25 protein-coding genes and 1 pseudogene are annotated in these 22,622 nt (G+C 59.6%); 18 read left to right on the plus strand and 8 right to left on the minus strand.

Annotated elements, in window-relative coordinates:
• Positions 1–111 precede the first annotated feature (111 nt).
• Positions 112–1,140 carry an alcohol dehydrogenase AdhP gene (gene adhP, locus KZO83_RS07045; protein WP_178999209.1) on the plus strand — a complete coding sequence of 343 codons (1,029 nt, stop codon included), beginning with the start codon at positions 112–114 and terminating at the stop codon, positions 1,138–1,140.
• A 129-nt stretch (positions 1,141–1,269) separates the two neighbouring features.
• Here the strand turns inward: adhP and fabF are convergent, their stop codons facing one another.
• On the minus strand, positions 1,270–2,535 hold the full coding sequence (gene fabF, locus KZO83_RS07050) for a beta-ketoacyl-ACP synthase II (RefSeq protein WP_178999210.1): 1,266 nt from the start codon (positions 2,533–2,535) through the stop codon (positions 1,270–1,272).
• A 113-nt stretch (positions 2,536–2,648) separates the two neighbouring features.
• Between fabF and KZO83_RS07055 the strand changes: the two genes are divergently transcribed.
• Positions 2,649–3,296, plus strand: coding sequence for a TetR/AcrR family transcriptional regulator (locus KZO83_RS07055; RefSeq protein ID WP_247620271.1), 648 nt, complete (start codon positions 2,649–2,651; stop codon positions 3,294–3,296).
• Positions 3,297–3,423: 127 nt separating this feature from the next.
• Here the strand turns inward: KZO83_RS07055 and KZO83_RS16465 are convergent, their stop codons facing one another.
• The gene (locus KZO83_RS16465) at positions 3,424–3,798 is read right to left on the minus strand and encodes a site-specific integrase (RefSeq protein ID WP_261508393.1); all 375 of its coding nucleotides are present in this window, start codon (positions 3,796–3,798) and stop codon (positions 3,424–3,426) included.
• A gap of 222 nt (positions 3,799–4,020) precedes the next feature.
• Here KZO83_RS16465 and KZO83_RS07060 point away from each other — a divergent pair, with 222 nt between their 5' ends.
• From KZO83_RS07060 to bfr, 10 genes and pseudogenes are all read left to right on the plus strand, one after another.
• Entirely contained in the window at positions 4,021–4,788 is a 768-nt protein-coding gene (locus tag KZO83_RS07060; RefSeq protein ID WP_247620272.1) for a hypothetical protein, read from the plus strand.
• 87 nt (positions 4,789–4,875) lie between these two features.
• The gene (locus tag KZO83_RS07065; RefSeq protein ID WP_247620273.1) at positions 4,876–5,547 is read left to right on the plus strand and encodes a hypothetical protein; all 672 of its coding nucleotides are present in this window, start codon (positions 4,876–4,878) and stop codon (positions 5,545–5,547) included.
• A 125-nt stretch (positions 5,548–5,672) separates the two neighbouring features.
• Positions 5,673–6,113 carry a DUF6082 family protein gene (locus KZO83_RS07070; RefSeq protein WP_247620274.1) on the plus strand — a complete coding sequence of 147 codons (441 nt, stop codon included), beginning with the start codon at positions 5,673–5,675 and terminating at the stop codon, positions 6,111–6,113.
• Positions 6,114–6,251: 138 nt separating this feature from the next.
• Positions 6,252–7,289 carry a hypothetical protein gene (locus KZO83_RS07075; protein ID WP_247620275.1) on the plus strand — a complete coding sequence of 346 codons (1,038 nt, stop codon included), beginning with the start codon at positions 6,252–6,254 and terminating at the stop codon, positions 7,287–7,289.
• Positions 7,290–7,412: 123 nt separating this feature from the next.
• A complete protein-coding gene (locus tag KZO83_RS07080; RefSeq protein ID WP_247620276.1) occupies positions 7,413–8,021 on the plus strand; it encodes a hypothetical protein in 609 nt (202 codons plus the stop codon).
• A 103-nt stretch (positions 8,022–8,124) separates the two neighbouring features.
• Positions 8,125–8,541, plus strand: a complete 417-nt coding sequence (locus tag KZO83_RS07085; RefSeq protein ID WP_247620277.1) for a nucleotide triphosphate diphosphatase NUDT15 — start codon at positions 8,125–8,127, stop codon at positions 8,539–8,541.
• 135 nt (positions 8,542–8,676) lie between these two features.
• Positions 8,677–8,856: pseudogene (locus KZO83_RS07090) on the plus strand (LysE family translocator); the annotation flags it as partial.
• Positions 8,857–9,028: 172 nt separating this feature from the next.
• Complete coding sequence (locus KZO83_RS07095) at positions 9,029–9,577, plus strand: nucleotidyltransferase family protein (protein ID WP_247620278.1); 549 nt, start codon at positions 9,029–9,031, stop codon at positions 9,575–9,577.
• A gap of 285 nt (positions 9,578–9,862) precedes the next feature.
• Entirely contained in the window at positions 9,863–10,066 is a 204-nt protein-coding gene (locus KZO83_RS07100; RefSeq protein WP_040243348.1) for a (2Fe-2S)-binding protein, read from the plus strand.
• A 313-nt stretch (positions 10,067–10,379) separates the two neighbouring features.
• Positions 10,380–10,859, plus strand: a complete 480-nt coding sequence (gene bfr / locus KZO83_RS07105) for a bacterioferritin (RefSeq protein WP_040242989.1) — start codon at positions 10,380–10,382, stop codon at positions 10,857–10,859.
• 81 nt (positions 10,860–10,940) lie between these two features.
• On the opposite strand, the gene KZO83_RS07110 is transcribed toward bfr, so the two are convergent.
• The 5 genes from KZO83_RS07110 to KZO83_RS07130 all read right to left on the minus strand — a co-directional run bounded on the left by KZO83_RS07110 (position 10,941) and on the right by KZO83_RS07130 (position 14,496).
• Complete coding sequence (locus tag KZO83_RS07110) at positions 10,941–12,035, minus strand: 5-(carboxyamino)imidazole ribonucleotide synthase (RefSeq protein WP_247620279.1); 1,095 nt, start codon at positions 12,033–12,035, stop codon at positions 10,941–10,943.
• Positions 12,036–12,545: a 5-(carboxyamino)imidazole ribonucleotide mutase gene (purE, locus tag KZO83_RS07115; RefSeq protein WP_247620280.1), complete on the minus strand. Its 510-nt coding sequence runs from the start codon at positions 12,543–12,545 to the stop codon at positions 12,036–12,038.
• Between the two features lie 99 nt (positions 12,546–12,644).
• Complete coding sequence (locus KZO83_RS07120) at positions 12,645–12,875, minus strand: DUF1653 domain-containing protein (RefSeq protein ID WP_247620281.1); 231 nt, start codon at positions 12,873–12,875, stop codon at positions 12,645–12,647.
• Positions 12,872–13,696: a tRNA cyclic N6-threonylcarbamoyladenosine(37) synthase TcdA gene (tcdA, locus tag KZO83_RS07125; protein ID WP_246895728.1), complete on the minus strand. Its 825-nt coding sequence runs from the start codon at positions 13,694–13,696 to the stop codon at positions 12,872–12,874. Before tcdA ends, KZO83_RS07120 begins: the two co-directional genes overlap by 4 nt.
• 14 nt (positions 13,697–13,710) lie before the next feature.
• A complete protein-coding gene (locus tag KZO83_RS07130; RefSeq protein ID WP_246895729.1) occupies positions 13,711–14,496 on the minus strand; it encodes a pseudouridine synthase in 786 nt (261 codons plus the stop codon).
• A gap of 65 nt (positions 14,497–14,561) precedes the next feature.
• On the opposite strand from KZO83_RS07130, the gene KZO83_RS07135 reads away from it, so the two are divergent.
• The 6 genes from KZO83_RS07135 to KZO83_RS07160 all read left to right on the plus strand — a co-directional run bounded on the left by KZO83_RS07135 (position 14,562) and on the right by KZO83_RS07160 (position 21,619).
• The gene (locus KZO83_RS07135; RefSeq protein WP_097022125.1) at positions 14,562–15,449 is read left to right on the plus strand and encodes an EamA family transporter; all 888 of its coding nucleotides are present in this window, start codon (positions 14,562–14,564) and stop codon (positions 15,447–15,449) included.
• Between the two features lie 58 nt (positions 15,450–15,507).
• Positions 15,508–16,236 (plus strand): SIR2 family NAD-dependent protein deacylase, encoded by a 729-nt coding sequence (locus tag KZO83_RS07140; protein WP_246939965.1) that lies wholly within the window; start codon positions 15,508–15,510, stop codon positions 16,234–16,236.
• A gap of 100 nt (positions 16,237–16,336) precedes the next feature.
• Positions 16,337–17,287: a bile acid:sodium symporter family protein gene (locus KZO83_RS07145; RefSeq protein ID WP_075368352.1), complete on the plus strand. Its 951-nt coding sequence runs from the start codon at positions 16,337–16,339 to the stop codon at positions 17,285–17,287.
• Positions 17,288–17,342: 55 nt separating this feature from the next.
• Positions 17,343–18,125 carry a tRNA-uridine aminocarboxypropyltransferase gene (locus KZO83_RS07150; protein WP_246939968.1) on the plus strand — a complete coding sequence of 261 codons (783 nt, stop codon included), beginning with the start codon at positions 17,343–17,345 and terminating at the stop codon, positions 18,123–18,125.
• Between the two features lie 122 nt (positions 18,126–18,247).
• The gene (locus tag KZO83_RS07155) at positions 18,248–19,801 is read left to right on the plus strand and encodes a BCCT family transporter (protein WP_246919363.1); all 1,554 of its coding nucleotides are present in this window, start codon (positions 18,248–18,250) and stop codon (positions 19,799–19,801) included.
• Positions 19,802–20,065: 264 nt separating this feature from the next.
• Positions 20,066–21,619: a BCCT family transporter gene (locus tag KZO83_RS07160; RefSeq protein WP_247620282.1), complete on the plus strand. Its 1,554-nt coding sequence runs from the start codon at positions 20,066–20,068 to the stop codon at positions 21,617–21,619.
• A gap of 120 nt (positions 21,620–21,739) precedes the next feature.
• On the opposite strand, the gene KZO83_RS07165 is transcribed toward KZO83_RS07160, so the two are convergent.
• Positions 21,740–22,600 carry a glycine betaine ABC transporter substrate-binding protein gene (locus tag KZO83_RS07165; RefSeq protein ID WP_247620283.1) on the minus strand — a complete coding sequence of 287 codons (861 nt, stop codon included), beginning with the start codon at positions 22,598–22,600 and terminating at the stop codon, positions 21,740–21,742.
• Between the last annotated feature and the right edge of the window lie 22 nt (positions 22,601–22,622).

Raw genomic sequence — 22,622 nt, forward strand, 5'->3', positions numbered from 1 at the left:
CCCCGAACGGCATTCCCGTTTCATCAATAGTGGAGTCACCGCTCCATCACGGCTTCGGCGCACTCAAAGGCGCGCAGCGTTCGGCTGCCCGCCAACCGAGGAGAAATGACAATGGACAAGACGATGAAAGCTGCCGTGGTACGCCAGTTCGGCGAACCGCTGGCGCTCGAGGAGGTCGCGACCCCGCGACCGCAGCAGGGTGAGATCCTGGTCAAGATAGCCGCCTCGGGCGTGTGCCACACTGATCTGCATGCCGCCCACGGCGACTGGCCAGTCAAGCCCAGCCCACCCTTCATACCCGGTCACGAGGGCGTCGGCCATATCGTGGCGGTGGGCGAGGGGGTCAAGCACGTCAAGGAGGGTGACCGTGTCGGCGTGCCGTGGCTCTATTCTACCTGCGGCCATTGCGAACACTGTCTAGGGGGCTGGGAGACCCTGTGCGAGTCACAGCAGAACACCGGCTACTCGGTGAACGGCGGTTTCGCCGACTACACCCTGGCCGATGCCGGCTACGTGGGGCGGCTGCCCGACAACGTCGACTTCCTGGAGATCGCGCCGGTGCTGTGTGCCGGCGTGACGGTCTACAAGGGACTCAAGATGACCGATGCCCGTCCTGGCCAGTGGGTGGTGATCTCGGGTATCGGCGGTCTCGGTCACATGGCGGTGCAATATGCCAAGGCCATGGGCTTTAACGTGGCCGCGGTGGATATCGACGACGGCAAGCTGGCGCTGGCCGAGCGCCTGGGGGCCACCGTTGTCGTCAATGCCTTGAAGGCCGATCCGGCCGAGACCCTCAAACGCGAGGTCGGCGGTGCTCATGGCGCGCTGGTCACCGCGGTGTCACCCAAGGCCTTCGATCAGGCCCAACGCATGCTGCGTCGCGGAGGCACCCTGGTGCTCAATGGCCTGCCGCCGGGCGACTTCCCGTTGCCGATCTTCGATACGGTGCTCAACGGCATCACCGTACGCGGCTCCATCGTCGGCACTCGACAAGACCTTCAGGAAGCGGTCGATTTCGCCGGTGAAGGCAAGGTCGAGGCCACCATCGCCACCGAGAAGCTGGAAAATATCAACGACGTCTTCCAGCGCATGATCGATGGCAAGATCGAAGGGCGGATCGTGTTGGACATGACGGGCTGAGCCGCCATGCCTTCGCTTCCACGTACTGAGTCGCGTCCGACTCATGCTTTGCCGCTTCCCCGGAAGCGGCATTTTTGTGGGTGATGGCTGAGCCTGATCCGAAGTGCCTGGACCGAGTCCGAAAAGCGCTCAGGCCTTGCTGACGATCAGCGCGGCATTCACCCCACCGAAGCCGAACCCATTGCAAAGCACGTGCCGGCAGCGGTGCTCGCGTGCCTCGCCCGAGACGAAGTTCAGATCGCTCAGGTCCGCGTCGACGTGTTCCAGATTCAGGGTCGGGGGCAGGCGATCCTGGATGGCCGCCAGGGCCGAGAAGATGCTCTCTACGCCGCCGGCGGCGCCGAGCAGGTGGCCGGTGGCCGACTTGGTGGCGGAGATCGGAATGCCGGGCAGAGCGTCACCAAACGCATTGCGTAATGATGCGATCTCCGCCCGGTCGCCGACCGGCGTCGAGGTGGCGTGGGCGTTGATGTGATCGATGGCCTCGGGTGCGAGCCCCGCCATCCTCAGCGCGGCCCGAATGGCCGCCGCGGCACCGGCGCCATCTTCCGGCCCGGCCGTGATGTGGTGAGCGTCCGCGCTGGTGCCATAGCCGCTGAGAAAAGCCAGTGGCGTCGCCCCGCGCGCCTCGGCGTGGGCCAGGGTCTCGATCACCAATAACCCCGCGCCTTCGCCCATGACGAAGCCGTTGCGGGCCTGATCGAAAGGACGCGATGCCTTGGCGGGCGCCTCCTGCTCGGTGGAGAGCGCCTTCATGGCATGGAAGCTGGCCAGCGAGAGCGGGTCGATACAGGCCTCGGCGCCACCCACCAGGGCCACCTCAGCCTCGCCGCTGCGGATCAGGCGCATGCCGTCACCGATGGCCTGCACACCCGCCGCGCAGGCCGTGACCGGGCAGCCCAACGGCCCGCGTAAACCATAGCGAATCGACACATTGCCCGCCGCCAAGTTGGCCAAAAAGGCCGGCACGGTAAACGGCGAGAGTCGGCGATGGCCGCGCGTCGTGAGCGTGTTCTGCGCCTGGGTGATGGTCGGGAAGCCACCGATGCCGGAGCCCACGATGGTGGCGGTTGCCAGCCGGTCCTCATCGCTCGAGGGGAACCAGTTCGCCTGGGTCAGCGCCTCGTCGGCGGCGGCCATGGCATAGAGGCTGAACAGCTCCATCTTGCGGCGTTCCTTGGCATCGGCCACGCGGTCGGGGTCGAAGCCCGCCTCTGGGTCGCTCTCCATGCCGGGAACCGAGCCCGCGACCTTGATCGGCAGCTCGCCGGTCTCGAAGCGCGTGATCGAGGAAACGCCGGAGCGGCCCGCCAGAAGGCGCTCCCAACTGGCATTGACGCCGCAACCAAGGGGACTGACCATGCCCATGCCGGTGATAACGAGCGGTGATGACATGCGAGTGTCCTGAACTGTTGGAATTTACGCCACGCTAGCACCGGGCTTGATATGATCAAGATAATATTCAGCGTGTATTCAGCACCTATTCTGAGTAGCAGCGTGAGGTCGCCATGTCCGACTCGACGAATCGCAAGGCCAGGTCGCGCGAGCGAATCCTTAAATCGGCCGTCGAACTGTTCAGCCGCCAAGGCTTCGAGAAGGTCTCCATCGGCCAGATCATGAAACTGGCCAAGATGACCCACGGCGCCTTCTATGCCCACTTCGCCTCCAAGGAAGCGCTGTACCACGCCTCGGTGCGAGACACCCTGGAAAGCAGCCGCGCGGCCAGGCTGGTCAAGGGGCCGCTTTCGGTGAAGCACCTCACGGAACTGGTCTCCAATTGCTGGAATCTCCAGGAGCTGGAACGCAAGCACCAACCCGGGCCGGAGACCGTGCTGTTCAACGAGATCGGCAACGAGAACGCCGAGATCCGCACGCTCTTCGAAGCCTCCTATCTGCGCATGAAGAAGATGCTGGAAACCCGCCTCATCGCTCTCAGCCGCCTCAAAAAACTCCCCTTCGAACCCGACCGCGACGTCATCGCCGACAAGTCCCGCGTCATTCTTGCCTCCCTGGTGGGCGCCGTCGCCCTCGCCAAGAGCCTGCCCGGCGAGCAAGAGCGTCAGCACATCCTCGAAGCCGCCCAGCGCAACATCCTGCAGATGCTCGGCGTTGACGAAAGCGAACTGGAAAACATGCTGGGCGACGCTAGCCAGTAGCCCCAGTACCCCCAGCGTGAAACGCCTTGCGCTTTATCCTTTCGTGGGCATTGCTCTCCCTGTAACGGCTGGTTACGGTACAGCAAAGACTACTTAAGAAGACTTATGACCAAGCAGTACGCAGAGACTATCGCATGGATGACAGCCTCTCATCGCCGCATGCACAGGTAGGGGCGGTAGCGTTCCTGAAGGGCCTTGCCCTCATCCCAATAGGCCCCGCACTCCGGTAAAGCTTCTCCCAGTACATGCCGATAGAGGAAATAAGAGCATCAGGGGGCTGATTCTGCGTGGCCGCGGCCACATGGCGCTGTACCGCAAGATGCTCCAGAAAAGCCTTCACCTCAGGGCCACCCATGCTGGCGGGGTGACGCAACCCATTGAAACGAATGAAATAACGTATCCAGTAGCAGTAAGTCTTCACGGTGCGTGGGCTGTAGCGTTTCACCCTCATGATGGCTTTCACGCGATCCATCAGTTTTGGCGGTTGGTTGTGAGTATCCATGAGCCCTCGTATTAGTGTATTTTTATACAGTATTATTGGATTCAGAAAAACGCGCAAGCACGCGAATCCTGTATAACGCGCCGAATTATGCTTAGCACAATGTAAAATCAATGAGTTAGGTGCGAAAAGGCGGGCTTGATAAGATTTCTTGAACGCGCGCGCTCGTTCAAGTGGCAAAACGAGCGCGCTATCTAATACCTGTTAAAAATTCAAGGAGGAGTCTTGGAGCTTCTTAAAAAGGTTCTTGCCTTTGATGTCTTTCCTTTTCTCTGCAGATTAGCGGCAGTATTTTTCTTTCTGCTCGCTGTCTACGGAATAGGAGTGCCACCGAGGAATAACATAGACTCCCCTTCGTTCATATTGTTGGTCTTTTCTCTGTTCTTCTTGCTGCTTCCCGTTGCCAAAAAGATCAGCATTGGAAAGCTCCTCACCTTCGAACGTGAAATTGGAAAGGTGAAAGAGGATGTGACTGAATTTAAGGCTGAAACTCGTGAGTTCCTCAATGTTTACAGCAGCATGATTACTGCCATATCGAATACCGTAAACCAAACTGTAAACGTACATCTTCCTGGACAGGCAGAAGCGCAAGAAGCAAAGGAAGAACTTAAATCGACTCTGGGCGAGGAGAGTGATCAGTTCAACTCAACTGATCAGGTCGAGGAATACCTCACCCAGTCTGGAAACGATATTAACTTCGCCTTGGCGAGGTTGCGGATGGATTTGGAGAGAAAGCTGCGTGAAATTCTTGGAAAAAGAATATCCACGGGCGATCCACTGAGCATGAAAGGCGGATTTCTCTCAGCAAGGCAACTATTCAGGCAATTTGTAGATCGTTATCCAAAATACAAGGGTATGCATAGCTCATTCGACTATATCCTTAAGGTCTGCAATGCGGCTATCCATGGGCAGCAGGTTCTAGACGGACATGGCATGGAAGCGCTGTACATGGGGTTGAAAATGCTCAATGAGTTAGAGCGACTCGAGCAGTGAATTTTTAACAAATGGGTCAAGCCGACCGGTACTCCGCTGCGCTCCGTCCCGGCGGCTTACCCACGGCGTTAAAAATAGGGGACTCGCGTGGCAGACTATATAAATAAGAACATTCTTGCTCAGGCCTATCTGCACATCGAGCCCGAGGATATTGAAAGCATCGATTTGGATGCTGTATCTGAGCACCTGAATGAATTTCTAAGAAGTCGAACCGATTTCTTTTTCACTTCCTCAGCCGACATTTCAGTCGAGTTCGCCGAGGGCTCGATAAAAGTTTATGGGACGGTTCTCGGCACGATCGCGGCAATTTATAGCGGAATAGCCACTTATCCAAGTTTTAGAGAGGGTGTTCTTCTCCTCTATGAAGATTCTAAGCGGCTGTCCGAGTATATGGTCGCTGAGGGCCTGTTTACAACGAATGCTCGCCATCAAAATGTCGTGCGGTTGGAGGCTCGAACAGGCGTCATTGGTTCTCTTCGAAAAGTGGTCGGCCTCATAGATCAGGCAAGAAACATGAATGGCGTAAAATCTGCCGATAAAATCGAAGAAAAGCTTGTCGAGGCGGACACGGAACTGCGGCTATTGCTTTCGAATCTCAACTCTGAAGAAGATCTTCAACTGGTAAAAAACGGATTCAAAAATCTATTTGAAGAATTGCCGGAGGTTCCCGCGCCTCCACCTCGGAGTTTCAATTCACAGATTGCTATCCGGCGATATCAGGTTGCACGAAACCAAGCGGTCCAAACTTGTACATTATGACAATGAAGTTTTTAACAAGGCCAGTCACGGCGACGTCTACTCCATTGCGGCTTCGCCTCCATTCCGTAGCCGCGCATGCTGGCTGGCGTTAGACGAGAGCGTTCGTAGGTTAGAGGAGGTACGAGTTGAGGATTATCTTATATTGGTTTGTCTCAATCGCGGCGCTTTTTGTCGTAATGGTGCTTTATCCATATGTCGCTTTCCGCGTTTTTGATGGCTCTTGGGAAAAGATGGCGTTTCTAGGAGGAGCCTTTGGTGCTGTCAGCGCTCTATTTTCGTCACTAGCGTTTATAGGCGTTGCAATCTCCCTATTCATTCAAAGGAAAGAGCTGGCGCAGCAGCGCAGATCGGCTGAGGTTCAGTCAAAACAGAACCTCCTTTCATGCAAAATATCCGCAGCCATATCGAAGCAAGAGATACTTGCTCAGTTCTTGGTCGGAGGTAGAGTGCATCCGCATTTTAAAATTAGCGATCAACCCGGTGACTACCGAGAAACGCTAGCGAAAAATTTGGCCGAGACCGAAGGGCTCGTCTCAGAAGCAGAGCACTTGCTTAAAGATGATTAAATGTCTAACAAGTGCAGGCAAGGCGACGCCCACTACATTGCGCCTTCGGCTTCATTGCGTGGGCGCGCATGCTGCAAGCGTTAATTGAGTGGGTCGATCGGGCCCTACGTTTAGAATCAAATCACTAATGAGGAACTCATGACGGAAATAGATCATTCAAGGAACGGTGATGGACAGCCAAGCACGGGCAAACCCGGTACCGTGATGGCCGCGTTGGATAAGAACGACCTGAGGTCGATGTTTCATTTGCTGGTTGGTAAACCTGACTCAACCCAACAAATGTTCAAACGCCGGGTTCATGTGAACATAGCAGCTATTCATGACTTACATGGACAGATGGTAGAGAAACTACGCAATCATCGTGTGGAGGGAATGATTGCTACCGTCGATGTAAGTTTCGAAGACAAAACATCCTTAGAGTTTGGGACGTGGGCGGAATTTGAGCAACATCGTTGGACAAGTCCAAAAGTCACAAGGGAAGTGCGGTTGAGGTGGGAGTTTTTGGTAACTGTGGATGGTTATGACGTCCCACAAAGGCACACGGTGACAGTAAAGCTTTCGCCTCATCTCAAACCGATAGATGTGATGCGCGCAGTACTCTCTAAAGATCCTTCCGAGGCAGACTCCTTTGAGATTGAGAGTGTTCCAATATTTTGCCGAGTAGATTTTGTAAACCATATTCTGAGCAAGGAGCTTTTAGCACTTGTTGACGAATGGGTTCATAGTTTGCCTCAACCCGCTGTTGAAAATTCGTGGTTTTCTTGGTTTGAAGAACGCGCCAACCCTTTTTGTGCTCTGATTAGATATTCGGCGCCTTTGCTTACCGCTTTAGCCGCTCTTTTATGCTTGAGTTTGGTGGCCCCCCTGGATGAAAACCCTGAAGCGCCGCTGACCAAGGGATATTTGGTTATGATCGCCCAGTGGGCATTTATTTCCCTAATAATCCTGTATGTGGTCGACAAAAGCTCCGGATTCATCGCTGGAAAGACCTTTGAGTCGATTCAGAAGTACGGTGCTTTTAGAATGTTCAAATTGACAAGCGGAGATGATGAAGGCGAGCAAAAGCTTGCACAACGGAACAAGAAACAAGTCAGAAATTTTTTGATCAGCTCCGGATTCTCCCTTTTGATAAATATCATTGGTGGTGTCATCGTCTATCTGGGTTTCACCAATTAACAAATGCAGGCACGGCGACACCCTTTCCATTGCGCCTCTGGCTCCATTCCAAGGGCGCGCGTGCTGCAAGCGTTATACACTATGAGTAGAAAAAATCGAGTAGCTCGGCCAAAAGGCGAGTTATTGAAAGAGTTCAATGAGCAAATACTGCTTCTGACTCATGCTTGCTCAACTTTTGATCAAGGCCTAGAGCCAATAGGTAAGCATATTGCGTTGAGTCTTCGGTTGCTCCTTCATCATCACGGGCAGTCCCAAGCGCTCATGCAGCAGCTCAATTTACGTGCGAAGCGATTCATGGATACCGCACATGATTTAAACCCGCGCAATCTTATGACCGATTGTCCGCTAACTTTGATGCGAGTCGGGGGTGGAAGCAAATATTTGGCTTTATGCCAAGGCGGCGGAGGGCCGCGTGGGTATCGATGGATCAAGTTCGAGGATTGGTGGAATAACAGCGTTGTGAAGGACGAGACGGGGCGTTTCTTTAATCGGCGCGAACTTATATTAAATGTCGCAAATACCGACGGCGGGGGTCATGTCGATCCAACTCTAGACGAAGCATACCTAGATCTTTCTCGAAATAATTCGCTAGGTTGGGTGATATCTGAAGGGGACGTACAAAGACCTTTCCCACCGCCCGTCATGGCATGTATACGGCAGATTGCTCATGAAACACTTGAAACTATAAAAGCTAAAGCTGATGCCTCGGTAGTCTGCGAATATGAAGTATAACTAAATGGACTTCCCCCGCTCTAGTGGACACTTCTGCCCTATGATGAGTGCATAGGAGGGAACGTCATCGTTAGGCTAATCGGTATTAGAAAAGGATGAAAAATTGAAGAAGGAAGTGCGAGTAGGTGTGGCTGCGGTCATTCTACGCGAAGGGCGTGTTTTACTTGGAGAGCGTATAGGCTCTCATGGAGCCCATACTTGGGCGACTCCTGGCGGGCACCTTGAATGGGGTGAAAGTATTGAAGAATGTGCACAACGGGAAGCTTTCGAAGAAACAGGCTTGGTTGTGGGCACTTTTAAAAAGCTAAGTTTCACCAATGATGTCTTTGAACAAGAAGATAAGCATTATGTGACATTGTTCGTTGTAGCTTGTTGCTCTAGTGGTGAGCCTCAGGTTGCTGAGCCGGATAAATGTAAGCAGTGGAAGTGGTTCGAGCTAGATAAGTTGCCGGAGCCGCTTTTCTTACCCCTGGCTAATTTACTGAAAGAGCCCGTAAACCTCAGAGAGTTTGTTGGATAAGTTGTTTAAGAGATGTTTTCAGTGCGTGGCATTTTTACAATGCGTTGGTTCGCGTGCTTAAGTTAATTTGCATCGTTTTTACTGTTGTATTGCTTGTTCTCTTGGTAATCATTTGATTAAAAGTGATAATCAATCATGACCTTGTCGACAATCCTTTTGTTTATACCAGCGAGCTTTGCTTTAAATATGTCTCCTGGCCCGAATAACCTTCTTTCAATGGCGAATGCCAAACGTTATGGGGTTAAGGTGGCCTACTGTGCTGGCATTGGTCGGCTTGTTGCTTTTGTGGGTATGATTACTCTTGCAGCTCCTGGCTCGCCGTGAGTGAACACTAGCCAGCCGCGTAAGGCGGACGTCCCGTCCCTGACGGGTCGCGCTTCGCTTTATAAGGCCACTGGTGCGCTTCGCGATGCCATGCTGGCATCGGAGTTCTCGCGTCACTAGGCGTTGCATTGAACAAGGCGGTGAACGAGGCATCAGGTACCCAATGGACTACGAAGCACAAATCAAAAAATGGATAGAGCAGGACGCAGAACGCATGGAGGCGCTTTCTATAGCCGCTGACCTGTGCCTGCCGGATTGGTGCCTTGCCGCGGGGTTTGTTCGCAACCTTGCTTGGGACAAGGTGCATGGTTTTTCGGCCGCGACGGCTCTCAACGATATCGACTTGGTCTACTTCGATCCGAAGGATATTAATGAAGCTAGGGATCGGCGTATAGAAGCGAAGCTCAGAAGCTCTTCTGATTTTCCGTGGTCGGTAAAGAACCAAGCGAGAATGCATGAGCGCAACGTCGATGATCCCTATACGTCAACCACCAATGCCATGAGCTACTGGGTCGAAGTCGAGACAGCCGTCGGCGCTACACTGGATGCCAGCAGGGAGGTCGTCTTAGTCGCTCCCTTTGGCGTCGAGCCTTTGTTCAATTTCACCATCACCTTGAACCCTAACAGGCCAAAGCCCGTTGATTTTAGGAAACGTGTAGCAGGGAAAAGGTGGCAGGAAATCTGGCCAAAACTAACGGTGGTAAATGCCTAGCCACATACAGCACCTGACAAGCCGCCGTGCATAAGCGTTATCGCCCCACATCTTTTCCTCTTTAAGCCAAGGTTGCGCCATGGGCTGTTGAGGCGACAAAAGCCTCCCAATCCCTTCCATCTCAGCCCACCCGGCAACTCTCCGTTTAGCCCTACTTTTCAGCCACTTGGCTTCACGTTAGCCGAAAGTCGAGCCTCCGCCGAGCGAAAAGATAGTGATTGGGGGTTGAAAGTCTTTATGCGAATCATTTACATTCCCTATCAGAGCGATCAGCGAGGTGATGGAATGTACGTGTGCATATGCCGAGGCGTGACCGACAATGCCATTCGCGAGGCCGTTGAAGACGGCGCGCGTAGTTGGAGAGAAGTGCGCGAGCGCACCGAGTGTGCGACTCAGTGCGGCCGCTGTGCCTGCACGGCCAAGGCCATCACGCGTGATGCCATCACCCAGGAAATGATGCCGAGCGCGGATCTCGCCTACGCCGTCTAGCCGTTGCATCGCTTATAAACGCTTCGCTGTGTACCGATCATCGCCAACGCCGCTATCCCATTGGGTAGCGGCGTTTTCGTGTCTGGACTGAGTCATGCTTGTCTCCGCGAGGCGAGAGCGGAGTGGCAATCGTTCTCGCCTGTTATTTCCAATCCTTCACAAATGCGGCGTTTTCGCGGCAAGATCTTGTCTTAATTCGACTTTTTCGGCGAAATAGTCGATACTCCCTGTATCCCATGGCGGTGGCGGCTGGGCCGTGTCTGGCTGGCCATCTCGCCTTAAAACCAAATGAATCTGCAAGGGAGACGTGACGATGAAAGGTGATGCCAAGGTCATTCAGTACCTCAACACCGCACTGGGCAATGAGCTGGTCGCCATCAACCAGTACTTCTTACACGCCAAGATGTACAAGGACTGGGGGCTGGCTAAGCTTGCCAAGTGGGAATACGACGAATCCATCGAAGAGATGCGCCATGCCGACGAGCTGATCGAGCGCATCCTGTTCCTCGAGGGCATTCCCAACCTGCAGGATCTGGGCAAGCTGCACATCGGCGAGAACACCAAGGAAATGCTCGAGTGCGACCTCGCCATCGAGAAGACAGGCTGGCAGGATCTGGTCGACGCCATCGCTTATTCCGAGGAAGTGCGCGATTACGTCAGCCGTGACCTGTTCCGCCGCATCCTCAACGACGAGGAAGAGCACATCGATACAATCGAGACTGAACTCGGCCTGATCGACAAGGTGGGAATCCAGAACTACCTGCAGCAGCAGATGAGTGCCGACGACGAGTGATCGCGTCGCTGCCATGCTGATACGAGATGCCCGCCAATTGGCGGGCATCTTGCGTTACGGCGGATGGAACGAGGCGAGGCCTTAGCCTAGGTCGTTGACCAGTAGCGCTTCGATATCGGCGGTGCGTTCGGCCAGCGTGGCCGCGTCGGGGGCGAGCACCGTGATATGGCCGATCTTGCGGCCGGGGCGGGGCGCCTTGTGGTAGTCGTGCAGGTGCGCGCCGGCAACGCTGAGCACGGCGTCACGCTCGGGGAAGGCGCCGATGATGTTGAGCATGGCGCAGGGCACGAGCCGCGTGGTCTCGCCAAGCGGCAAGCCGGCGATGGCGCGCAAGTGGTTCTCGAACTGGCTGGTCGTCGCGCCTTCGATGCTCCAGTGCCCGGAATTATGCACGCGCGGGGCGATTTCGTTGGCCAGCAGTTCGCCGTCGCGGGTGACGAAGAATTCGAAGGCCATGACGCCGACGTAATCCAGTGCCTCGAGCACGCGTGTGGCGTAATCGGTGGCTTTGGCTTGCAGCGGGTGATCGGGCTGCGGCTCGGCGCGATGCAGCATGCCCTGGCGATGCTCGTTGCGCGACAGCGGCCAGACCCGCACTTCGCCGTCGCGACCGCGCACGGCGATGGCCGAGACTTCGTGGTCGAAGTCGACGAAGCCTTCCATGATCAGCGGTACATCGCCTAGCTCGGCGACGCTACCGGGGACGTCCTCGGCGTTGCGCAGCACCTTCTGGCCCTTGCCGTCGTAGCCCAGGGTGCGCGTCTTGAGCACCGCCGGCAGGCCGATCTCGGCCACTGCGCGGTCCAGGTCGTCCTGGCTCTCGATCAGCGCGATGGGGGCAATGGCGATGTCCAGCGACTGAAACAGCGATTTTTCGGCGCCACGGTCGCGTGCGGTTTCCAGCGCTTTGGCCGGCGGAAAGGCCGGGCGCTGTTCGGCGAGCTGCGTCAGCGCCATCGTCGAGACATTCTCGAACTCGAAGGTGATGACGTCGCTAGCTTCGATCAGCGCCTGATGCGCCTCGTCGTCGTCCCACTCAGCGCAGAGATGGACGCCGTGGATGGCGGCGCAGGCTTGGGTCGAGGGGTCGAGAAAGGTGAAGCGCATGTCCAGCGGCGCGCCCGCTTGCGCCAGCATTCGACCCAGTTGGCCGCCGCCCACGATACCGATATTCATTCATGCCTCCTGCGTGTCGTCGGTGGGACGCGGGTCAGGCGCGTCGAGCACCTTTTGTGTCTGTGCGTCGCGATAGGTTTCTAGCGCCTGACGAATATCCGGATACTTGTTGCCCAGCATGGCGGCGGCGAGCAGGGCGGCGTTGATGGCGCCGGCCCGGCCGATAGCCAGGGTGCCGGTGGGAATGCCCGCCGGCATCTGGACGATGGAGAGGAGCGAGTCGACGCCGCTGAGCATGCTCGATTGCACGGGCACGCCGAGTACCGGTAGGGGCGTCTTGGCAGCGGCCATGCCGGGTAGATGCGCGGCACCGCCGGCCCCAGCGATGATGACTTCCAGGCCGCGGTCGGCAGCGCCGGCAGCGTAGTCGAACAGCAAATCCGGCGTACGGTGGGCCGAGACAACCTTGACCTCGTGCTCGATCCCCAGTGCCTCGAGCGTATCGACGGTGTGACACAGGGTCGCCCAGTCAGACTTCGAGCCCATGATGACACCAACCAGTGCGCTCATGCGTTCTCTCCTTCGGATGTGTGGCAACGTCATGGCGTCGCGCGAAACGAGAAGCGCGGCATTATAGCATCAGCGCCCTCGCTCAGCGACGCACGCCGCTCAGCGGAAGGCGGCTTCGAGTTCGAAGCGTGGCACCGGTTCGCCGGCGACTTCGACGGTCTCGCAGAACATCGTCAAGGGGCGCACCCAGAGGCCGTAGTCGCCATACAGCGCGCGATAGACCACCAGCGGTTCTTCGGTCTCGCTGTGGTGCGCGACGCCCAGCACTTCATAGCTGGCGCCCTTGTAATGGCGATAGATGCCGGGGATCGGGCGTGTCTCATGGCTCATGAGGGTATCTCCGTGACGTGGGAATCGGCCGGTTCGCGTTCGGCCTTGGCGGCGAGCCGTGCCAGCGTGCGCGAGGCGGCCACGAAGCCGAAGCTCCCGGTGACGAAGGTCGCCGCGCCGAAGCCGGAAGCGCAGTCGAGACGCGTAGACTCGCCATTGCCGGGTTTTTGCTGGCAGACCTCGCCATCGGCGCCGGGGTAGACGAGCTGCTCGTCAGAGTAGACGCATTCGACGCTGAAGCGTCGCTTGGGATTGCGTGAGAAGCCGAAATCCCGCCGCAGGCGCGCGCGCACCTTGGCTAGCAGCGGGTCGTGCTCGGTGCGTGTCAGGTCGGCGACGCGGATCCGCGTGGGGTCGGTCTGGCCGCCTGCCGCACCGGTGACGGTCAGGCCGATCTTGCGGCGCTTGCACCAGGCGATCAATGCACTCTTGGCGATGACGCTGTCGATGGCGTCGATGACGTGGTCGGCGTCCTCGGGCAGGCGTTCGGCGAGATTGGTCGGCGTCACGAAGGCGGTGTCCGCATGCACGGTGATCCCGGGCTGAATGGCGCGGCAGCGCTCGGCCATCACCTCGACCTTGGGCCGGCCGATGGTGCCGTCCAGCGCGTGCAACTGGCGATTGACGTTGGACACGCAGACATCGTCGAGATCGATCAATGTCAGGGTGCCGATGCCGGCGCGTGCCAGGGCTTCCACGGCCCAACTGCCTACACCGCCCACGCCGATGACCACCACGTGCGCACGGCGGAAGAACGCGGCGGCTTTGGCGCCGTACAGTCGGCGGATGCCGCCGAAGCGGAAATCGTAATCGTCGTGCATGTGATCGTTCCTCGTTACCGGTCGTGGCCGGTGGGCCATAGCGAAGCAGGGCGCGTCGCGTGCCAATCGACGCGTGTCGCCGGGGCGTGGCCCTGCCAACCGAAGCGCGCGAACAGTGTGTGCATGTCGTCGGCCAGGGGTGCATCGAGCTGCAGCGTGCGCGCTTGCTCGGGGTGCCAGATCGTCATGCCCACGGCCGCCAGCAACAGGCGCGGGCTTTCCAGATGATCGCGGAAGAAGCGGTTGTGGGCGCCCTTGCCGTGTTTGGCATCACCGATGATCGGGTAGCCGCGCCGTGAAAGGTGGCGGCGAATCTGATGCCGTCGGCCGGTCCAGGGCTGTGCTTCCATCAAGGAATAGCGCACCTGGGGATAACGGTCGATGCGTACCGGCAGTTCGACGCTATCCAGGCGGCGCACAGCGGTCCAGGCGGCAAGCTCGGGCATTTCCGACTTGGGGCGTTTGCCGTCTTCCTCGCGCAGGCCGTAATCGAGCACGTCTTGCTCCGGGCCGACGCCCCGCACCACCGCCAAGTACCGCTTATGGACGCGATGCGCGGTGAATTCCTCGCCCAGCGCCTTGGCCATCTCCGGGTCGAGGGCGAACAGCAACAGCCCCGAGGTCGGCCGGTCGAGCCGGTGCACCGGATAGACGTGGCGCCCTAGCTGATTGCGCAGGGTTTGCAGGGCGAATACCTGCGCATCGGCGGCGATCGCACTGCGGTGGACGAGCATGCCCGAGGGCTTATGCACGGCAACCATGCGCTCGTCCTGATAAAGTATGGGCAATTCCGACGTCATGAAGGGGCCTTCGGTTCGCTCGAAGGGCGCCTATTGTCGATCTTGCCACCAAGGATGTACAGCCGATGATGCTAGGGGTCGTCACGGGCCTATTGGGTGCTCTGTGTCAGGCGATTTATTATTTCGTAGCCGCCTATGTGGGCAGCCGTTACACGCTATCCACGCGCGCCATGCTGGTGTTTTCCCATCTGTTGATGGGCGGCGTCTCGTTGCTGGGAGTGGCGCTGCTGCTGCCGGGCAGCGGTGCGCGCCTGGAGGCGGTATGGTTGCCGCTGCTGGCGATGAACGTGTGCTACCTCGGAGGCCAGGCGGCGCTGTTTCGTGCGCTGCGGCGAGACGTGGCGTCGCGCGTCTCGCCGCTGCTGGGTCTCAAGGTCGTGCTGCTGGCCGGCGTGACGGCGCTGGCGGCGGAGCAGGCGTTGAGCGTTCTGCAGTGGGCGGCGGTGATCCTGTGTGGTGGCGCGGCGCTTGCCATGAGCCTGGCGGGCGGACGGCTCAAGCCTTCGGCGGCGGGCTGGATCCTGGTTGCGGTGGCCGGTTATTCGGGCTGCGATTTGGGCGTGGTCGCGCTGACCCGCGGCATCGAGGTGCCGGGCCTGCACGGCGCGTTGCTGTCGGTGTTCCTGGCGTATAGCGTGGCCGGCCTGCTGGTGGCCCCGGTGGGCATCGGGCTCTCCAAGCGCCAGTGGCGCAAGGCGCTCAAGACGTGGCCGGTGGCGTCTGCGTGGCTGGTATCGATGCTGCTGATGTTCATCGCCTTCAATATTCTGGGCGCGGTCCACGGCAATATCATCCAGTCGTCGCGGGGCATCCTGTCGATCGCCCTGGCGTTGCTGGCCACGCGGTTGGGCGTGGGCCTGGCCGATCCGCTCAAGCGCGGGCGCGTGTTCTATCAGCGTCTGGCGTGCGCGGTGGTGATGGCGGGCGCCATCGTGTTATTTCAATTGGGTTGAATCACATTCATTTCCTTGAACAACATTCACTTCTTGAACCACATATCGCGAGGTAGGCATGAGCGAGCATCAGGCACCGCATCTCGTTGTCCTCACCGGGGCGGGTATCAGCGCCGAGAGCGGCCTGAAGACGTTCCGCGACGGCGACGGTCTGTGGGAAAACCATCGCGTGGAGGATGTCGCCACGCCCGAGGCCTTCGACCGCGATCCCGAAAGCGTGCTGCGCTTCTACGACGAGCGCCGCGAGCAGACGCGTCAGGCATCGCCCAACGCCGCGCATCACGCATTGGCCGAACTCGAACGAGCCGGGTTCCGCGTCAGCGTCATCACCCAGAACATCGACGACCTGCACGAGCGGGCTGGATCGCGCGATGTGCTGCACCTGCATGGCGAGATTCTCATGGCGCGCTCGAGTGCCGACCCTAGCTTGCGCTACCCGGTGGGGCGGCAGGGCATCCGGATGGGTGAGTTATGCGACAAGGGCAGCCAACTACGTCCGGACGTGGTGTGGTTCGGCGAGCCGGTGCCGCGTTACGCCCAGGCCTGCGACGTGGTCGCCGAAGCGGATTTCGTGCTGGTGGTGGGCACATCGCTGGCGGTGATGCCGGCGGCGATGCTGCTCGATCAAGCGCCGATTGAAGCGCCATGCTTGCTCGTCGACCCTCAGGCAGAGTCTCTCGCGCCGCGTGGCGTGCGCGCCATTTCGCAACCGGCGAGCCAGGGCGTGCCGCCGCTGATCGAGCATTGGCGTCACGCGGGCGCGCTGTGGATGCCGGACTGGGCCTGACGCCGAGGCGCTTCGCCTGCGCCACGTTTTACGGCACACTATTGCCTCCCTTCGATACAACAAGGTGCATAAAGCACCGACGAAACACGCTAGGACACTCATGCCAATCTTCGAACGTATCAATCGTCTGTTTCCCGTCTGGGCCATCTTGCTGGCGGTCATCGCCGCCCTGGTGCCGGAGCTGTTTACCGGCTTGGCCGGCTATATCAAGGCGCTATTGGTGATCATCATGTTCGCCATGGGGCTGACGCTCACCAAGGGCGACTTCGCACGCGTGGTGAAGTCGCCCAAGCCCATCGCCGTGGGCGTCATCCTGCAGTTTCTGGTCATGCCGCTGGCGGCACTGCTGGTCTCTCGGGTGCTGGGCCTGTCGCCCGAATTGACCATCGGCATGGTGCTGGTCGGCGCCACGGCGGGCGGAACTTCCTCCAATGTGATGACCTGGCTGGCCGGCGGCCATGTGGCGCTGTCGGTGTCGATGACCATGGTCTCGACACTGATCTCGGTGGTCGCCACGCCGTTGATCACCTTGCTGCTGCTGGGCCAGAGCATCGATGTGCCGGTGCTGGGCATGCTGCTGAGCATCGCTCAGTTGGTGGTTGCGCCCATCGTGCTGGGCGTGGTGATTCATCACCTGCTGGGTACGCATATTCAACGTGTGGAACCGGCCTTGGCCACACTGGCCATGGCGTCCATCGTTTTGATCATCGCCATCGTGGTGGCGCTCAATGCCGGACGCTTGAGCACGCTGGGGCCCATCGTGGCGCTGGCGGTCATCGCGCATAACGGCATCGGCCTCGCGGCGGGCTACGGTCTGGCGCGGGCGCTGCGCTTCGACACGCGTACCGCGCGCACCATCGCCTTCGAGGTTGGCCTGCAAAATTCAGGGTTGGCGGTGACGCTGGCGAATCAATTCTTCACCGCAGGTGCGGCGCTGCCCGGCGCCTTGTTCTCGGTGTGGCACAACGTTTCCGGTTCGCTGCTGGCGGGATACTGGAAGCGTCGGCATGCTTCGAACGCGCCGCCCGCAGCCTCGACACCGCGTGGATGAAAGCCTGGCCGGGCATGCTAGAATGCCCGGCCTTTTCGACCCAGCCTGATGTCTCATGCATGAATCCCACGATGCACCGGCCGATTCAGCCACGACGGTCTCCGGTTATGACCCCGATGCGCCGCGCAAGCCGTTCAATGCGCGCGGTAGCTTCGTCTCGCGCTGTCCGGAGTGCCGGCTGCCCAAGCTCAACTGCTTGTGTCCGTACCGTGTGGCAGCCGAGAGCCGCGTACGTTTCTGGCTTTTGACGCATCCCATCGAGCACTACAAGCCGACCAATACCGGTCGTTTGATTAGCCATATCCTGCCTGAAACCGAAGTCTTCACCTGGTATCGCACCGAACCCGATCCGCGGCTTCTGGCACTGCTCGATGACGACCGCTTTGCGCCGTTCGTCGTCTTTCCCGACGACCAGGCGGATTACGCCGAGCGCGTAGTGGGCCCCGAGGCCGTCGATGCGGCACTGGCCGACTCGCGCACGCCGGTGTTCATCCTGCTCGACGGCACCTGGCGCCAGGCGCGACGGATCTTCCGGCGTAGCGAGTACCTGGCCTCGCTCCCGGTACTACCGCTCAAGACATCACGCCTGACGCGCTACCGGCTGCGCAAGGCCGCCTCCAGCGAGCATCTATGCACCGCCGAAGTCGCCGCCGAACTGTTGCGCATCAGCGGCGACACCGAGGCCTCGGCGATCCTCGACGACTACTTCGAAGTGTTCAACGAAAACTACGCCTCCAGCCGGCGTGATCGGCCCGGCGAGGCACCTTCCGGCGCGATGCAACGTTTGCTCGAGCGGCGTGGCGACGCAGATGGCGCAAGCGATTCGAATCGCACATGATCGGCGACCTTGTCTGCTTTTATGGCGCTGGACGCCCCCCGATGTTGAAATTTCGATTTGCCGTCTAAGACCAAGGTCGGTAGGGTGTGCGCCCCTCACGCGACTATCGGAACCGGAAACAGATGACTCAAGACAACACGAGTGCCACGCGCTCGGGTATTCGCTATGGCGACCCGACGGTGCTGGGGCTGACTATTGGCTTTATCGTGTTATTCGTGGCGTTCTCGCTGACCGATCCCGAGGGCATGACGGCGGTGATCGGCGCCGGGTTCGCCTGGACGGCGAAGACGCTGGGCGCCTATTTCCAACTCCTGCTGCTGCTGACCTTCCTGATCGCCGTGGGCGTGGCCGCCTCGCCGGCAGGCCGCGCGCGCATCGGTAATCTTGAGCGACCGGACATGGGCACCTTCAAGTGGGTGTCGATCATTTTGTGCACCCTGCTGGCCGGGGGCGGTGTGTTCTTCGCCGCCGGTGAGCCGGTCTATCATTTCGTGGTCACGCCGCCGGCATTTTCCAGCGAGGCGGGCACCGCCGCGGCCGTGCCCAATGCACTGGCGCAGTCCTTCATGCACTGGGGCTTTCTGGCCTGGGCGGTGCTCGGCACCCTGGCGGCCATCGTGCTGTCGCATCACCATTACGACCGTGGCCTGCCGCTGCAGCCGCGTACCCTGTTGGCGCCGCTGTTGGGTGAGGAACGCATGCGCGGCGTGTTCGGCGGCGTGGTGGACGCGGTCTGCGTCATCGCCGTGGTCGCCGGTACCGTGGGCCCCATCGGCTTTCTGGCGACCCAGATGAGCTTCGGCCTGCATACGCTGTTCGGCGTCGCCGAGGGCTACGGCACGCAACTGGTGATTCTTCTCGTGCTGGGCGGTGTCTACGTGACGTCGGCGATCACCGGGGTCGACCGGGGCATTCAGATGCTGAGCCGTTTCAATGTCATGCTGGCATTGGCGATCGGCGCCACGATCCTGCTTCTGGGGCCGACGCAGTTCCTGTTCGATAGCTGGTTCCAGGGCTTTGGGACTTATGTGGGATCGTTCTTCGAGATGGCGACCATGACCTCGCAGACCGCGCCGGACTGGTGGATGAAGTGGTGGACGGTGTTCTTCTTCGCCTGGTTCATCGGCTACGCGCCGTTGATGGCGATCTTCGTGGCGCGCATCTCGCGGGGACGCACCATTCGCCAGATGATCGTGGCCGTGGCCGTGCTCGCCCCCGTGGCCACTTCGGTGTGGTTCACGCTGTTGGGTGGCTCGGGCATCTTCTACCAGATGAGCGGCGCTATCGATCTTAGCGAAGCGCTCAACAACTTCCAGTTCGATGTCGCGACGTTGACGGTGGCCCAGGCGCTACCGGGCGGAAAGCTGATGGCGCTGGCGGTGCTGGTGCTGACGACGATCTTCGTGGCCACTACCGGCGATTCCATGAGCTATGCGATCTCCGTGGTCAACGCCGGTCATGACGAGCCGCAGCCCGCGCTTCGCGCGTTCTGGGGCGTGGCCATGGCGTTGATGGCGGCAATTTTGCTGTACATGGGCGCAGGGCAGATCAGTGTGTTGCAGCAGTTCATCGTGATCACCGCGATCCCCGTGTCGCTGGTGTTGCTGCCCTCGCTGTGGCTGGGGCCGCGCGCCGCGCAGGCCATGGCCAAGCGTCAGGGAATCGTCGCCTCGTAACCGACGGCCGATGCCTTGCATGTAAAGCGCCCCGGCATATCGCGTGCCGGGGCGCTTGTCGTTGGACGCGAGATTTTTACTCGCTGGCCCCAGCCATTCGTCGATCACCCGAGTGGGCGATGCGAACGACGTGGATGGTACATGATCGGCGACTTTGTCTTCTTTTGCGGCGCCAGACGCGCCCGAAGTTGAAATTTCGATTTGCCGTGTTCGACGAAGGTCGGTAGTGTGCGCGCCTCACGCGACGATCGGAACTGGACATTGATGACTCAACACGATGCGAGCGCCACGCGCTCGGGCACGCATTTTGGCGACCCGACGGTGATGGGGCTGACGATCGGCTTCATCATCCTTTTTGTGGCGTTTTCGTTGATCGACGCCGACGCGATGACCGCGGCGATCAGCGTGGGGTTCGCCTGGACGGCGAAGAACCTGGGGGCCTATTTCCAACTGCTGCTGTTGCTGACCTACTTTATCGCCGTGGGCGTGGCGGTATCGCCTGCGGGGCGTGCGCGCATCGGCGATCGGCAACGTCCGGACATGGGCACCTTCAAGTGGGTGTCGATCATCCTGTGCACGCTGCTGGGCGGAGGCGGTGTCTTCTTTGCCGCCGGCGAACCTATCTATCATTTCGTGGTCACGCCGCCGGCATTTTCCAGTGAGCCAGGCACGGCGGCAGCGGTGCCCAATGCGCTGGCACAGTCCTTCATGCACTGGGGGTTTCATGCCTGGGCGGTGCTCGGCACCCTGGCAGCCATCGTGCTGTCGCATCATCACTATGATCGCGGTTTGCCGCTACAGCCGCGCACGCTGTTGGCGCCGCTATTGGGTGAGGCGCGCATGCGCGGCGTTTTAGGTGGCGTGGTGGATGCCGTCTGCGTCATCGCCGTGGTCGCCGGCACCGTGGGCCCCATCGGCTTTCTGGCGACCCAGATGAATTTCGGCCTGCATACGCTATTCGGCGTGGCCGAGGGCTATGGCACCCAGTTGATGATCCTCGTCGTACTGGGTGGGCTCTATGTGAGTTCGGCGATCACCGGCGTCGATCGTGGCATCCAGTTTTTGAGCCGCTGCAATGTCATGCTGGCATTGGGTATCGGCGCCGTGATCCTGCTCTTCGGCTCCACCCAGTTTCTGTTCGATAGCTGGTTCCAGGGCTTTGGCACCTATCTGGGGTCGTTCTTCGAGATGGCCACCATGACCTCGCAGACCGCGCCGGACTGGTGGATGAAGTGGTGGACGGTGTTCTTCTTTGCCTGGTTCATCGGCTACGCGCCGTTGATGGCGATTTTCGTGGCGCGTATCTCGCGGGGGCGTACCATTCGTCAGTTGGTCGTCGCCGTGGCCGTGCTCGCTCCCGTGGCCACCTCGGTGTGGTTCACGCTGTTGGGCGGCTCGGGGATCTTCTACCAGATGAGCGGTGCCATCGATCTCAGCGAAGCGCTCAAGAACTTCCAGTTCGATGTTGCCACGCTGGCGGTGGCCCAAGCGCTGCCGGGCGGTAAATTGATGGCGCTGGCGGTGCTGGTGCTGACCACGATCTTCGTGGCGACCACCGGCGATTCCATGAGCTATGCGGTTTCCGTGGTCAACGCCGGCCATGACGATCCCCAGCCGGCGCTGCGCGCGTTCTGGGGCGTGGCCATGGCGTTAATGGCAGCGATTCTGCTGTACATGGGCGCAGGACAGATCGGCGTGTTGCAGCAGTTCATCGTGATCACGGCGTTCCCCGTGTCGCTGGTGCTGCTGCCCACGCTGTGGCTGGGGCCGCGCGCCGCGCAGGCCATGGCCAAGCGTCAGGGGATCGTCACGCCGTAATCGACGGGCGATGCCTTGCATGAAAAGCGCCCCGGCATATCGCATGCCGGGGCGCTTGTCGTTGCGGGGAGGCCCCGTGTGGACCAGGCCTCGTGTGGATCGGGCGCGGTGACTAGCAGGTCATTCGCTGGCGGCGAGCCACTCGTCGACGAGGTCCTGGTTGTCTTCGATCCAGCTCTTGGCCCCTTCCACCGGGTCGCCGGCCTGTTCGATCTCTGCCATCAGGCCGCCCAGGCTGTCGTCATCCATGTGCCAGGCGTTGAGCACCTCGGTGAGCCAAGGGTCGTCCTCGGTGAAGCCCGGGCGCGAGAACCAGTAGATGGTTTCGTTGTCGCCGTAAACGTTCTTGGGATCCTCGAGGTACTTGAGGTCGTACTCGGCAAAGGCCCAGTGCGGGCTCCACAGCGTCACGACGATTGGCTCTTCCTGCTGGTAGGCCGCATCCAGCGCGGCCATCATGGCCGGCCCGGAGCTGTTGACCTGTTCCATGGGGAGTTCGTATGCGTCGATGGCCTCGTCGGTCAGGCCGGCGATCGCCGAGCCGGAGTCGATGCCCAGAATGCTGGGGCTGCCCTGGTAGCCGTAGTCCTCGGCTTGCGCCTTGAGTTCCGGGATGGTGTCGATGTCGGCATAGCTCGGCACTACCAGGCCGAGCCCGGTGCCTTCGTACCAGGCGCCGTTGATTTCGAGCTGGTCCTTGTAGGGCTCGAGGTAGCGCGCGTCGGTGTTGGGGAGCCAGATTTCGAGCGAGATGTCGAAGTCGTTGTTGGCAAGGCCGCTGTAGAGGGCGTTCTTGCTGACATCGGAGAGCTCGACATCGTAGTCGTAGCGGTTCTCGAGGATGAGCTTCCACATGTTGGCGACCGCGACGTTCTCGGCCCAGTTGTTGGTGCCGATCACCAGCGTCTTGTCCTCGGCTTGGGCGGTCGTGGCGGCCGTGAAGATTGCCGCGGCGGCCAGGGAGCACAAAGTCGTTTTCATGTTGTCATTCCTCGGTGGGTGG

Source organism: Chromohalobacter moromii, from assembly GCF_023091865.1.
Taxonomy (GTDB): domain Bacteria; phylum Pseudomonadota; class Gammaproteobacteria; order Pseudomonadales; family Halomonadaceae; genus Chromohalobacter; species Chromohalobacter moromii.